Here is a 15,323-nt window from a genome sequence, read left to right on the forward strand (position 1 = left end):
AACAGAAAAATAGAGATTATGAAATTATTAAAATACATACTGATTGCTATCGTATTCGCGACAACTGCCGGCGAAGCTTTTGGACAAGCTAAAGTCCTGTCCGGTAAAGTGACCGAGATGTTTGGCGCGACAGCAGAGCCTATGGTGGGAGTAAACGTTAACATCCTTAATTCCCAAAACCGTTCATTAGGCGGTACTATCACAAATATGGACGGTATCTACAACTTGAAAGTACCAAATGAAAATAATCTGACCATTGTGTTTTCTTATATTGGAATGAAAACCCAACGAATCAAGTATAATGGTCAGACCAGGCTGAATGTTACCATGAAAGACGATACACAGTCAATCAATGAGGTGGTAATCTCGGGAAAACGAATTGAACGCAACGATATGGGTATCAGTTCCAGAGAGCAATCTTCTGCCACACAGAAAGTCAATATGGAAGATTTGGTAGCTATTGCTCCGGTTACTTCTATTGAAGATGCCCTGCAGGGGCAGTTGGGTGGTGTCGACATTGTATTAGGCGGTGGTGACCCCGGTGCACGTGCCTCTATCCAGATTCGTGGTGGAAGTACGCTGAACGCCAATTCCGAACCGTTGATCGTAGTCGACGGTGTACCTTATCCGGCTGAGATTGATGATAATACGGATTTTTCGACCATCAACAATGATGACTTGGGTGCCTTGCTAAATATTTCACCGCAAGATATTGAATCCATTGAGGTTTTGAAAGATGCGGCGGCTACTGCTGTTTGGGGTACCAAAGGTGCTAATGGTGTGTTGGTCATCAAAACAAAACAAGGAGTGCAGGGAAAAACGCGTTTCAGTTTTTCTTCCAAGTTCTCCGCCAAGTTTGAACCGGAAAGTATTCCGATGCTGGATGGTAATCAATATTCGGCCTTAATTTCCGATGCTCTGTGGAATAGTGCCAATTACATTGGTCTTGCTAACTCTGCCAGCTATTTGCAGATGCTTTACAATTCACCGGAGATCGGTTATCAGCCGGACTGGACTTATTTTGACGAATATAACCAGAATACAGATTGGCTGTCTGAAGTACGTAGAAATACGCAATCATGGGAAAATACTTTTTCTATGAGTGGTGGAGGAGAAAGAGCAACTTACCGTTTCTCTTTAGGTTATCTGGATGAAGGCGGTACGACTGTCGGAACCGATTTCAGTCGTTTGAACTCCTCGTTAAACGTACGTTACAAGTTTTCTGACAAGTTAATTTTTACAACGCAATTCTCTTTTGTTCAGTCTACGAGAAATAATAATTATTACAATGTACGTACAGAGGCTTTCCGCAAAGCACCAAACAAATCTCCTTACTATATCGACGATGCGACTGGAAATTATACTTCACAGTATTTCAATCACAATGAAAATTCCACATTAGATCCGGCCTTTGACAGCAAAAAAAGTCGATATTACAATCCTATTGCTATGGCGAATGAGAGTGTCAACAAAACTATCCAGCGGGAAAGTAAGATGAATTTCAACATTGAATACAACATATTGAATGGGCTAACTTATTGGGGTAATGTCAACATGAATATCCGTAATACGAAAGGACGCATGTTTTTGCCGCAAGTAGCTACCGGACTTGCCTGGACTGACAGTAATGCAAACCGCAGTACAGATACTTCTTCTGACCAATTGACCATCAATACCGAGAACAAGTTGATCTATCGTAAAAATTGGAATGATAAGCATAGCATTATTGCGACCGGTGTCTTCCGTACTGTGGAAACGACTAAATCCAGTTATGGAAGTGAAACTTCCGGTAACGCTTCTTCCGGTCTTGCCGATCCTACTATCGGAAGTGCCGTACGTAAAATTAGTTCTGGAGATTCTAAGACGCGTAGCATCAACGGTGTGGCTTTAATGAACTATACTCTGTTGAACCGCTATATCGTCAATGCTTCTTTGGGATTAGAGAGCAACTCAACTATGGGTAAATCGGAACGTTTAGGAATGTTCCCTACTGTCGGTGTCGCTTGGCATTTGGCAGATGAGAAATTCATGGACTTTTCGAACGATTGGATGGATGAGTTTAAACTTCGTTTTAGTTTAGGACAGACGGGGAATGCTGCCTCTGGCGCTTCGCTCTATCTGGGTTCGTACGCCTCCGGAGACAATTACATGGATATGAGCGCCATTACCCCGAGCAGCATGCAGCTCAATCGCCTGAAATGGGAAACAACCACTGAATATAATACAGGGCTGGACGCTTCTTTCTTAAAAGGGAAACTTCGCTTCACGGTCGATGTCTATCAGAAATATATCAAAGATCTGTTGCAAAAGAAAGTTAAAATGCCAACTAGTATTGGTTATGGAAATGGCTATGAAGTCAGCTACATGAATTCCGGAAAGATGACGAATAAAGGTTGGGAATTCCGTGTTGATGCCGTCCCGTTTGAAAATAAAGACTGGCGTGTAGGGTTCTACTTTAACATCGCTCACAACGAGAACAAGATTACGGAAATGCCGGATAACTATACCGAAGAAAACTATACCTTCGGTAATGGCATCTATGCATACCGTAGAGAAGAAGGACGTCCGATGGGTTCTTTCTACGGCTATCGCTACAAAGGTGTTTGCCAGAATAAAGATGCTACGTATGCACGTGATGCAGATGGCAACGTGATGAAAGATATTTCCGGTAACGCGATTGTTATGCGGAATGGAACAGCTACCATAGCTCCCGGAGATGCTCTCTACGAGGATATAAACCATGATGGTGTCATCAATCAATATGATATTGTCTATTTAGGTAACTCTAATCCGAGATTCACCGGAGGTGCTGGTGTCAACGTCAGCTATAAGCAATTTAAGCTGTCGGCTATTTTTTACGGACGTTATGGACAGGACGTAGTCAACTCTACCCGTCTGAATAATGAATCCATGCGTGGAATTGACAATCAAAGTACGGCTGTCCTTAGACGTTGGCGTAATGAAGGCGATCAGACAGATATTCCGCGTGCACTTTATGGAGAAGGATACAACACATTGGGTTCCGACCGCTTTGTGGAAGATGCTTCTTACCTGCGTTTGAAATCGTTGTCGTTCAACTATCGCTTGCCGAAAAAAATAATTCAGCGTTGGGGATTTAGCAATATTGATGTATATGTCACTGGATACAACCTCTTTACTTGGACTAAATACACCGGTCAGGATCCGGAAGTGAAGACCGAAAATACATATGCCACAGATAGTGCTACTACACCGGCTTCTATTCAACTTGTTGCCGGCTTTAATTTAAGTTTTTAAAAGATCTACGAACATGAAAAAGATATTTACTATATTGTTACTGTCCGGAAGTTTGTTGGTGAGTGGATGCAGCGATTGGCTCGATGTTCTGCCCAAAGATAAGCAATCCACCGATATGTACTGGGAGTCTTCCGAAGATGTGGAAGCCATTCTCGCTCAGGGATACAGTCGTTTACGTACTTGTGTTCCCTATATCATCAATTGGGGAGAGTTGAGAGGAAGTTCTGTCATCGTCCCTGGCAGAGGAACAAAAACCGGTCTAATTCAGAACTTTCAGGTGTTGCCCAGTACATCAACAGTTCAATGGGGTACCTTCTACCAAGTGATCGGTATGGCGAATGCTGTGTTGAAATATGCACCAACCGTGATGGACAAAGATGCGAGTTATTATGAATCGAGAATGAACTCACATCTGACAGAAGCCTATTTTCTACGCGGACTGTCATACCTGTATCTGGTACGTAACTTTCGAGAGGTTCCCTTGATTACCGAACCCTACGTAGACGATGCCATGCCTAATGATGTAGCCAAGTCATCCGAAACGGAAATTCTGGAGCTGATAAGAAGTGATGTACATGCAGCGTTGGCAACTAATGCTGCCAAAGAAACATTTGACGGAACATGGGCTACCAAAGGACGTGCTACCAAATGGGCATTGTACGCACTGATGGCGGAAACTTGCCTTTGGGCAGAAGATTACGAAGAGTGTGTCACCTATGCTGATTACCTGATCAACGCTACAGCCGCTATGCGACCAGTATTTATGTCGACACCCGGACAATGGTTCAATATGTTCTATCCCGGTAACAGTAACGAATCTATCTTTGAAATACAATATGATGAAACCAATTATGCGCAGGGAAGTGGAAGCCCGTCCAAGGTTTTCCCTTATGGCACTGATGTTACAATAGACTCTTATATGTATTCTGAGCCGATGACTCTTCGCTTAATAGATGAATACACACAACATAGAGGAGATGAAATAAGTCGCACCTATTATGGCTCGTTCGCCGGTACTGTTTATGCTAACTATCCGGACAACGGCATTATCTGGAAATATTCAGGAATGGGAGTCGCCGACCGGGAAGCTGTACGCACCATTCTGGATGCCAATTATATCATCTATCGTATGGCAGACGTAATGTTGATGAAAGCGGAAGCACTGATTCGTATCGGCGGTTCTGCCAACTGGACAGAAGCATTGGCTATAATTAATCAGATACGCGAACGTTCAGAGCTAAACCCACGAAGTGAAGTCAGTGCGGACAATATTAACGAAGCTACTGAAGAAATGTTATTGGAAATGCTATTGGACGAACGCGACATGGAGTTTGCAGCAGAAGGCAAGCGTTGGTATGACCTATTGCGCTACGGTAAGCAGCAAAACTTCAAGTATAAAGCCCGCTTTAAAGCAATCATTATGGAGAATAACCTTACTGCGGAAAATAAATGGCTGAGTTCTGTTTTGGATAACGATAATGCTTGGTATCTGCCAATTCCTGCTGAAGATATATTCAACAACTCGTTATTGACACAAAATCCTTATTACGAATAATTAAATAACGATATATGATGAAAAAACTAAAAAAATATTACTGGATGCTGCTCATCGTTTTATGTGCAGCTTGTAATGATCCGTATGATGGAGACACTTTTGTGGTCTTTGATACACAGCCTGCTGCAACTTATTTATCCAGCAGGTCGGAAGACTTTTCCGAATGGATTCACATCATGAAATATGCGGACTTATACAATGCGGTGAATCAGGCTACCCAGCGCTTCACTCTTTTCGTTCCCAACAATACAGCTGTACAGGAGTTTTACACTCGGAGAGGGGTTTCTTCCATCGAAGAATTGGGAACGGAATATGCACGTAATTTGGTGTCTTATCATATTATACAAGACACCATTAATCAAGCAACTTTTATTGAGAAGGAAGGTGCATTGGCTAAGAAAACTGTTTCTGACGATATTTTGATGGTATCATTCGGAAGTGCGGAAAATGGCGGTGGTGGTATGCGGTCCGTTTATCTGAACAGTGAAGCCCATGTGCTTGAATTTGCAAATCCGGTATCCAACGGTTATGTATATGTGTTAGGAAATACGTTAACTCCGCTTACTGAAAGCGTATATGCCCGGATATCCGAAAGCGGACGTCCTTACGCCCTCTTGAAGTCCGCTTTAGATGCGACGGGATGGGGAGCTGAGTTGGACATTATCTATGATGAACTGAAAAATGATCAGGGACAAACTATCAAGCAGAAACGCAATTACACACTGTTAGCTGTAACGGATGATGTTTTTCATGATGCAGGTATCAATAGTCTGGCTGATTTAGCACAACTGTTGGGAGCAAGCAGTGACTATAGTAATCTGGAGAATGCATTGTATAAATATGTAGCCTATCACATCCTGACCGGAAGTTATGATTTGAACGACTTGCAGAGTTTTGACAGTGAAAATGCGACTTCTAAGATATGGAACACATCGTGCAAAGGAAATGTGGTAAGAATAAGCCAAGAGGAAGATAGAAAATTTTACTTGAACTATCAGGACGAAGCAAACAAAGCTGTCTTTGTGGAAGACGCTTGTAATTTGCAAGCTAAGAATGGCTATATTCATCAAGTTTCCACTTACCTGCCGATTGCGGATGTAAAACCGGAAACTGTATTGTTTGATGTATGTAATTTCTCTGTTATCAAAGACTGGATTGCAGACGGTCATGGAGAGGAGGGCATTAAATTTCAGGAATCATTTGGAACGGCAGAAAAGAAATGCGACATCTCAGAACTTAATTGTTATGAATATGAACTAAAGAATCCATCAGGAGCTTTTGATAAATATTATAATATTACCTATTTTACTACCCGGACGAATAATGACTGGAAAACTGCCCGTAATTATGACTTTCTAATGTTGAACATTGGTAATACAGGTTGGATCTCAATGGAAACACCGTCTATCATCAAGGGAAAGTACAAAGTAACATTACACTTTGGTTATGCTACATCTATGGATTTTATCAGAACAAAAAGTGGCGGAAGTAACGGAGGACAAATGATTTTCAGCTTTGATGGAGATCATTCTGTCACACGTGCACCGTATACCAGTTCAACCACTACTCTCAAAAGCAACAAGTTGGGATGTTATGAAGATGTGATTTATGATGAGATAGAATTTACAGAAAACTCTACTCACACATTCAGACTGGTATTGACGGACCCTGCTGCTAGTGATAAATCCGATTATCGTATATACTTAGATTATTTAGAATTTGAACCCATATTTGACGAATAAACCATGAAAGCAAAAAAATATATACTCGGCATTGCCCTTATCGGATTGATAGGAAGCGGTTGTACTAACACATGGGATGAGCATTATGCTCAAAACGCCAGTACGGTTAATAATACGGAGATTTCCATTGTCAATGAATCCCTTACCGATTATTTGGCTCAAGAATCCTCTTTAAGTAATATGTACCAGCTGTTCAGCGAAACAGGCATGGTGGAACAATTATTGGCGAAAGAACAAATGTACACCATTCTGGCAGTGGAGTCAAGCATTGCAGCGGGGGATGATCCTATATACACCGCTCAGACCTATATCTCTGATGCCTCTATCTCACCTTCAAATCTGGAAGGCGGACAACGTCTTTTGATGTGGAGCGGTAAATATTTGAATATCAGTAAAACCGATGGGGAAAATAATACTTCTAGTATTCAATTTAATAATGCAACCGTAACTCGGGTAGTTAAACTGACCAATGGATATTTGTATTTGTTAGATCAGGCTATCAATGCTCCGCGCAGCATGTATGAGATCATAGAAAATTTGGGTGACGATTATTCTATCTTCCGTGAAATGATCTTGTCACGTAATGTTTTGACATTTGACAGAGACGCGAGTAAAGTGGTAGGAGTAGACAATACGGGAAATACCGTATACGATTCGGTATTTACCGTAAGAGCTCCTTATTTTGAAAAGGTAAAGTTTGACATCATGTCCGAAAATCTCAGTGCTACCATGCTAATCCCGTCCAATGACGTAATCAATAACGCATTAAGCGTAGCACGGAAGAATCTGGAGAACTGGAATATGACACGTGCAGACAGCATTCTGGAAAACTGGATATTTCAATCGGCTTTCTTTAATAAGATTTATGATAAAGCCAGTTTTGAAAGCAATGAGGACTTAACTTCTGTATTCAGTAAACAATGGCGCACGACCGTGCAGAAAGTGGATCTTGACAATCCGATATCCATGAGTAACGGAGTAGCTTACCATGTCACTGAAATGAAGATACCTACTAACGTATTGATATATCGCCTTAAAGAGCTTTTCAGAAACTACGAATATTTGAGTGCCGATGATAAAGATACGTATTTCAAGACTACCAATCTCTCATTTAACAAGATTAGTGAAACGGATGAAGCGAACTGCGCAGGATGGGCAGCATTAGGATTCCCTACGATATATTACAGAGTTCTCTATTTTAACTTAACAGATCCTGATAATCAAATATATACGCTTGATTATACACCATTTAGAGGTGAAACTGTGGGAACTCGCTATGTGGCTACTCCTTATAAGGTTCCTCCTGGAACATATACGCTCACCATGGGGTTCAGACAAAAGAAAACTTTAGGAGCGATTGCCGTTTCAATTATCAAGAATGGAGAAGAAATTCCTGTAGCCACTCTTTCTCAGTCGGTGCTTAATAATGCATCTGCTTACCACTATGATCGTGGCGGAGGCGGATATCCGGAAGGAATAGATGAAGCTGTTGCACAAGGATTTAAAAATAAATCAAAATATGATCGTGATGGAGGTGCTGTAGGTACAGTCACTATTCCGGGAGACGAAGCCAGCGAAATTATGATACGTCTTAGTGGATCAGGTTCCAATCTATCTGAAGCAGCACTATACCACTGGTGTTTAAGACCAACTGCGGACTGTTATTAATCTTATGAAAATAAAGACAACATGAAAAAGATACAAGTTTTATTTTTCACCCTGTTACTTTGCTTGGTCGCTGTCAATCTGTATGCACAGGAACAAGGCAAAATAAGCGGTAAAGTATTATCCACCCTGAATGTTCCGATTGAGGGTGCGGTAATATCCGTCACCGGAAGCGAAAATGTCACTACGGATAAGAGCGGAGTTTTTCAAATTGAATGCAAGAATCTACAGAAAGCCACTATTTCTGTCTGGGCTGCCGGATATTATACGGTGCTTCAAGCAGTGGACAACCGTAAGGAGATGACGATCATAATGATTCCTGAATCGGAATATAAGTATAATGAAACAACAGTGCTGCCCTTCCGTATTGAAACGAATGAAGTGACTACTTCTGCAGAGAATATCACTAAAAAAGATTTCGTACCTGCTGGTATGAAGATAGATCGCGCCTTGGCTGGACAGATTGCGGGTTTGCAAGTGACCCGTGGTAGCGGTATGCCAGGAGAGGGAAGTTTCATCAATCTTCGCGGAACACGTTCTTTTGTGGGTAATAATGCTCCACTGGTAGTCATCAACGGCATTCCTTATATACCGGACGTAAATGATTCACCATTGATTAACGGATTGAGCCGTAATATCTTTCAGGCTTACAACCTCAATGATATTCAAAATATCACCGTTTTGAAAGGTGCGGAAGCGGCTTTATATGGCTCTATGGGTGCTAACGGTGTCATTCTGATTGAAACAGATGGTGCTACATCGGAGAATATGAACACGGAAATCAGTTATTACGGCCAGTTTGGTGTTAATTGGAATAACAAACGTATGCCCTTGCTGAATGGTATAGATTACCGTTCTTATCTATCAGACATGGGAATGAGTTATTTCGGAAACATGGATGAGTTCTTTACCGAATTCCCTTTCATGAGCGACCCAACTAATAGTAGATACGCCAACTATTACAATAACAATACGAACTGGCAAGATGAAATCTACCGGAGCGGATTTGTGACAGAAAATCTGTTTCGAGTAGAAGGTGGTGATGCTATCGCCAAATATGACTTGTCTTTGGGCTACTCTAAAGAAGACGGAATATTGAAAAGTACTCAGCAGAACCGCTATCATACACAGTTGAACGGAAACTTCTTAGTAAGTAAGAATTTTGAAGTCTATGCTACTGTCGGATTGGCATATATCAACGGTAATTATCAAGAACAAGGGATGAATGTGCGTACCAATCCTTTGCTCGCCGCTTATGCGCAGTCTCCGCTGCTTGCTCCCTATCAGAAGGCTGATAACGGAGAATTTACTCCGATTTACTCCGACTACTATTATGGAATCAGCAAAAATATGGACTTTGCTGTAAGTAACCCGTTAGCCATTGTCAATGACTTGGATGCGAACAGTCGCCAATATGATGTGAATATTAAGGCAGGTTTCAATTATAAAATATTTCCCGGTTTTTCTCTTAATGGTGTCTTCGGGCTTTATTATAACTATAATAAGGAGCATATTTTCGTTCCAGGCAGAACAGATCTTACTATCGTTCCTACTACAGATACATATGGTACTGAAGAAAATACGATACGGGAAGGTGTAAACGAAACGACTAATTATTTTTATAACCTAAACGCACGCTACAGCAAGCAATTCAGTAGCCGTCATGCTTTGAATGCTATGGCAGGAGTGCAAATATTGACTACTCTGCAGGAATACGACGGGGCATACGCTCGCAACACAACCAATGACTTCTATCAGGTACTGGGTTCGGCTGATGCTATAGGTCGTTATTTCGACGGTTATCAGAATAAATGGAACTGGGCTAATATTTATGGTCACGTTGACTATACTTATAATCATGTATTGAATGCTGCATTGAATATGTCTATCGACGGTTCTTCCGCAAACGGAAGATACACCAACCATTTTCGGGTTTATCCATCAGGCGGAATCACATGGATGGCGAAGAATATGTCTTTCCTTATAGACAAGGATTGGATCACCCGTCTGGATTTGCGTGCAGAATACAGCCTGACAGGAAACAGTCGCTTTTCTTCCAATTATGGAAAATCTTATTATAGTAGTTCACCCTATATGGCTGTATCGGGTATTATGCGTACCCAAATCCCGAATACGCATTTGAAACCGGAGATAACTTCCCAGATGAATTTAAGTTTGGATGCTTCTTTCTTGAGAAACCGTATTAGTCTGGGAGTAGATTATTATCGTGGCAGAAGCAAAGATGTAATCATGAACATTGGAAAATCTGCTATCTATGGAACATCTGCTTATTATGCAAATGTCGGAAAAATTGATAACAATGGAGTGGAGCTTTCATTGCAAGCTTCCCTTATCCGTATGCGTGACTTTGAATGGATTGTAGGAGGTAATATCTCTTTCATGGAGAGTAAGATTAAATCATTGGGCGGAAACAATCAGGAAACAGTTCAATATAGTGACGGTTCGATGATAGTAAGTCGTGTAGGTGGAAATCCATATGAATTCTACGGATTGCAAGCAAACGGTGTCTACTCTACCCAAGCGGAAGCGAGTGAAGCCGCATTGATCAACAGCAGTAATCAGGCATACAGTGCTGGTGATGTACGTTATGTAGACCAGAATAATGACGGACGTATTGATTCTAAAGATTATGTATCATTGGGTAGTGCCACTCCTGATTACTTTGGAGGGTTCTATACCAATATTCGTTATAAGCATTTCTCACTGGCGGCCGAATTCTCTTATTCAAAAGGAAATGAAGCATACAATGCGGTAAGAAGGACATTGGAATCAGTTTCTTCTTTCTCTAACCAAAGTGTAGCAGTGACTAATCGTTGGAATGTAGAAGGACAAGTGACTAATATCCCGCGTGCCAGCTATGGAGATGCTATTGGAAATAATAATTTCTCTTCCCGTTGGATTGAAGATGCTTCTTTTCTACGTATGAAAAGCGTTACGTTGAGCTATAGTTTCGACAAACCGATTTGGAAGTTTTTCCGTTCCGGCACACTGTATGTGACAGGAGAAAACTTGCTTACTGCTACCAAATATTTAGGAATGGACCCTGAATTTGCCTATTCATCCGGTAACAGTGCCACACAGGGATTTGATTATGCGAAAGTGATGCAACCGAAATCAGTCAAACTGGGTATTAACTTGAAATTCTAATGATGCAGATGAAAAAGATATTATTAAACGCCGCTTTCATTCTGGCGGTTACCTTATTGGGAGGATGCGATGACTTCTTCAATCCTGATACAGATGTTACACTGGATAATGAGGATTATATATCAGAAGAAAGTGAGATGTACTCCGGCTACATTGGTATCATGACCAAAATGCAAGCCATTGGAGACAAAGTGATTTATTTGAATGAACTTCGAGGAGAAATGGTGGTGCCGACTGCAACGGCACCCACAGAACTCTACAATTTGTACAATTACGATGATGATTTAAGCGGTAATTCATACGCAGACCCTTCTGGATTCTACGAAGTAGTAAATGCTTGTAACGATTATCTTCGGAAATTGAAAGCATACGAAGAAAAGAACTCTATAAATGAAAGCCACTATAAAGCATTAGTTAGTAGTACGCTGCGTATCAAAGCATGGATGTTTATGACAATCGCTAAAATCTACGGAGAAGTGGCATGGGTGGACAAACCAATGACTTCGTTGAGAGACCTGTCACAGTTTGACATATTGAATCTTGACGAAACGATGGTAGCTTGCAAGAATCTGTTAGATATTGGTTATGACAACATTGACGGGACTTACGAAACAGCATGGAAAGACTGGGTGGACCCGGATACAGAACTGGCAAATAGTGAATATCGTCGTTGGGATATGATGACTCCTCCTTACTATGCTATATATGCAGAGATTTGTTTGTGGTTAGGCAGATACCAGCAATGTATCAACCTGATACTTAATAAAATGAATAGTATATATCAAAGTACCACGAATCAATCTATTGCTTTCTTACGTAATGATATGTTGTTCAGCCATTATACCAATTTCTTTAATAACGAGACTCCGTATGATTATGAATCGGCATCTGCAATTATGTATGACTATCAAAACAGGCAGACGAACAGCCTGCTGAAGCATTTCGACTCTGATTATCCGAATAAATATTGGCTGGCACCAGCAGAGGTTGCTGTAGAACGTTTCAGAAATAATGAATTCGGTCCGTTGGGCAATAAAGATAAAGATTTCAGAATGGGTTATACGGTATCTGAATACAATGGTAAATGGGTTATCAGTAAATTCCGTCCAACTTCTAAACCTGTACGTAACGCTTATCGCGATGATGTATTCGTATATACTTACCGCGGTGCAGACCTTTATTTTATGTTGGCGGAAGCATTCAATCAATTGGGCAGAAGATCTGTAGTAGACGCACTGATTAATGTAGGGGTCAATGCTTACTCTAGTGAGTTTGATATTGATGAAGAAGGTACTTATTCCGGGAATTGGTATGGTATTACTCCTCATTGGACGAATAACAGTACTGTATATTATTATTCAAACGGGACAACAGGTATTGGTAGTCGTAAATATGGTGACAGAGGGATTCGTGGAGTAGAAGTAAGCTATAGTAACCTAGGAGCACGTACCTTCACATCTAATGTGCAAAACAATGACGAAGAAATATTGAAAGAAATGATGTTGGAAATGGCGTGCGAAGGAAAAGTTTATCCGGCTATGATTCGTATGGCGAAACGTTATAAAGATAATAGTTTCATGGCGAAATATATTTCGGAAAAGTATGAAAGTACTGGTAATGCTGCAGCCATCCGTTCCAAAATAATGAGTGGAGATTATTTCATTAAATGGAAGTTAAAATAAAAAATCCTCAAATCATCCTTTGATGTGGATTAGGTTGGGGTGACGCGGATTTTTGAAAGAGAATCCGCGTCATTGTTTCAAATATAAATACTTTTGCAAATAACAATAACAAAGAATGATGAAAACATTAGCAGCATATATTGCAGCACTTCTTGTTTGGACAGCTTGCGGAGACGGAAAACAGTCCGTTATTGACCGTGAGGCGCTGGTAGAAAGAAATAGTCCCGTTGTTACGGCATTCGATTCATTGGCTTCCCTTTCTGTAGGAAATGGAGAGTTTGCTTATACGGTAGATATAACCGGTTTGCAGACATTTCCGGACAATTACAGCAAAGGTGTTCCATTAGGAACGCAAAGCCAGTGGGGATGGCATAGCTTTGCCAATCCGGAACATCTCACTCCGGAAGAAACCTTGAAAGAGTACGATTTTGGGCGAGGGAAGAAAGAACTTTATGCCACACAGTTCAAAGAGAAAGGCAGACAGCAAGATGCCGCTAACTGGTTTCGTGTCAATCCACACCGTCTTCATTTAGGGATTGTCGGTTTCGACGTGAAAGAAGATACGGATATTGAACAAGTGACTGATATTCATCAGAAACTTTGTTTGTGGAATGGAAAAATTGAGAGCAGGTTTAAATTAAATGGTGAAGATTATCAGGTGGAGACTGTCTGCCATCCTTCCAGTGATATGATTGCTGCTCATATAACCTCCAAGGCACATACCGGAATTTGTTTTCGCTTTCCGTATCCTACAGGAGGACACTGTGATGATGCTTGTAATTGGGAAGCCATTGATAAACATACGACGACGATTGTTACTCAAAATGAATCTTCTGCAGTCCTGAAGCACACTTTAGATAGTACAGAGTATTATATAACTTTGCATTGGGAAGGGAAAGCGACTTTGAATGAAAAAGCAAAGCATTATTTTGTACTGACCCCGATAGACGACAAACTGGCTTTTACCTGTGCTTTTACTAGTGAAGCTCCTTCTACGCAGACTGTCACCGTGGAACAGACTCAGGAAGAAGCAAAAAACTATTGGAACTCTTTCTGGAAAGAAGGTGCAGCTGTTGATTTCTCGTCATGTACGGATTCACGCGCCAAAGAATTGGAACGACGTGTGGTACTTAGTCAATATCTGCTTGCTATTCAAAGCGCGGGTACTACTCCTCCGCAAGAAACGGGACTTACTTATAATTCATGGTTTGGTAAATTTCATCTTGAAATGATCTGGTGGCACGAAGCCCAATTTGCTCTCTGGAACCGTAGCAATTTACTCGACCGTACACTTGCTTGGTATGAAAAAGCAGAACCTATGGCACGCCAAATAGCACAGAGACAAGGATTTGACGGTGTTCGTTGGATGAAAATGACCGACCCGTCAGGAACAGAAGCTCCCTCTAAAGTAGGAAGTTTTCTGATTTGGCAACAACCCCATTTAATTTATCTGGCAGAATTGCTTTATCGTGCCGATCCGACTAAAGAAGTACTAGAGAAATATAATCGTTTAGTACAAGAGACAGCTGAATTTATGTATTCCTTTGCTACCTATGATGAACTGGAAGGACGCTATGTGTTGAAAGGTGCCATCCCCGCACAAGAAACGTTACGTGCAGCAGAAACAGTAAATCCTCCTTTCGAACTTTCTTACTGGCATTTTGCAATGCAGACCGCCCAACAATGGCGTGAGCGCATGGGGCAACAGCGTAATCTGGAATGGGACGAAATGCTCGACAAACTTTCACCTTTAGCTTATAATGCAGATGGACTTTATCTGGCTGCTGAAACAGCTACAGATACTTATAAGGACATTCGTTATACTTCCGATCACATGGCAGTGCTGGGGTCAGTCGGTATCCTTCCGATGAATAAACTTATCCGGGAAGATTATATGAAAAATACATTGCACTGGATTTGGGATAACTGGAATTGGGGTAAAACCTGGGGATGGGATTATCCGATGACAGCCATGAATGCTGCCCGTCTGGGCGAACCGGAAAAGGCTGTTGGAGCTTTACTAATGGATAAACGCACAAATACATACCTGATAAATGGTCATAATTATCAAGATGGTCGTTTGCGCATTTATTTACCGGGTAATGGTGGCTTGTTGACTGCTATTGCAATGATGTGTGCAGGTTGGGACGGGTGTCTTGAAACTAATCCGGGATTCCCGAAAGACGGGACATGGAATGTTCGTTGGGAAGGATTGAAGCCATTACCATAATCAAA

Annotated in this window: 7 protein-coding genes; all 7 read left to right on the top strand. The window is 41.3% G+C overall.

The window, feature by feature from the left end; genetic code table 11:
- The first annotated feature begins 18 nt into the window (after nucleotides 1-18).
- Entirely contained in the window at nucleotides 19-3,276 is a 3,258-nt protein-coding gene (locus tag NXV01_RS09720; RefSeq protein ID WP_122135667.1) for a TonB-dependent receptor, read from the top strand.
- Between the two features lie 13 nt (nucleotides 3,277-3,289).
- Complete coding sequence (locus NXV01_RS09725; RefSeq protein ID WP_234131864.1) at nucleotides 3,290-4,831, top strand: RagB/SusD family nutrient uptake outer membrane protein; 1,542 nt, start codon at nucleotides 3,290-3,292, stop codon at nucleotides 4,829-4,831.
- A gap of 17 nt (nucleotides 4,832-4,848) precedes the next feature.
- Nucleotides 4,849-6,573 carry a DUF5108 domain-containing protein gene (locus NXV01_RS09730; RefSeq protein ID WP_309569316.1) on the top strand — a complete coding sequence of 575 codons (1,725 nt, stop codon included), beginning with the start codon at nucleotides 4,849-4,851 and terminating at the stop codon, nucleotides 6,571-6,573.
- A gap of 3 nt (nucleotides 6,574-6,576) precedes the next feature.
- On the top strand, nucleotides 6,577-8,241 hold the full coding sequence (locus tag NXV01_RS09735; RefSeq protein ID WP_234131866.1) for a hypothetical protein: 1,665 nt from the start codon (nucleotides 6,577-6,579) through the stop codon (nucleotides 8,239-8,241).
- A 21-nt stretch (nucleotides 8,242-8,262) separates the two neighbouring features.
- Entirely contained in the window at nucleotides 8,263-11,406 is a 3,144-nt protein-coding gene (locus NXV01_RS09740; protein WP_148364284.1) for a SusC/RagA family TonB-linked outer membrane protein, read from the top strand.
- Entirely contained in the window at nucleotides 11,406-13,088 is a 1,683-nt protein-coding gene (locus NXV01_RS09745) for a RagB/SusD family nutrient uptake outer membrane protein (protein WP_148364285.1), read from the top strand. The genes NXV01_RS09740 and NXV01_RS09745 overlap by 1 nt, the downstream gene beginning before the upstream one ends.
- A gap of 118 nt (nucleotides 13,089-13,206) precedes the next feature.
- On the top strand, nucleotides 13,207-15,318 hold the full coding sequence (locus tag NXV01_RS09750; RefSeq protein ID WP_259023444.1) for a hypothetical protein: 2,112 nt from the start codon (nucleotides 13,207-13,209) through the stop codon (nucleotides 15,316-15,318).
- The last annotated feature ends 5 nt before the right edge of the window (nucleotides 15,319-15,323 follow it).

This window comes from Bacteroides sp. BFG-606 (assembly GCF_024788145.1).
In the GTDB taxonomy this organism is placed as follows: domain Bacteria; phylum Bacteroidota; class Bacteroidia; order Bacteroidales; family Bacteroidaceae; genus Bacteroides; species Bacteroides vicugnae.

Bases quoted from the DNA above. Each gene is read 5' to 3' on its own strand.
- NXV01_RS09725 (WP_234131864.1), top strand. From the start codon at position 3,290: ATGAAAAAGATATTTACTATATTGTTACTGTCCGGAAGTTTGTTGGTG.
- NXV01_RS09735 (WP_234131866.1), top strand. From the start codon at position 6,577: ATGAAAGCAAAAAAATATATACTCGGCATTGCCCTTATCGGATTGATA.
- NXV01_RS09720 (WP_122135667.1), top strand. From the start codon at position 19: ATGAAATTATTAAAATACATACTGATTGCTATCGTATTCGCGACAACT.
- NXV01_RS09740 (WP_148364284.1), top strand. From the start codon at position 8,263: ATGAAAAAGATACAAGTTTTATTTTTCACCCTGTTACTTTGCTTGGTC.
- NXV01_RS09730 (WP_309569316.1), top strand. From the start codon at position 4,849: ATGAAAAAACTAAAAAAATATTACTGGATGCTGCTCATCGTTTTATGT.
- NXV01_RS09750 (WP_259023444.1), top strand. From the start codon at position 13,207: ATGAAAACATTAGCAGCATATATTGCAGCACTTCTTGTTTGGACAGCT.
- NXV01_RS09745 (WP_148364285.1), top strand. From the start codon at position 11,406: ATGATGCAGATGAAAAAGATATTATTAAACGCCGCTTTCATTCTGGCG.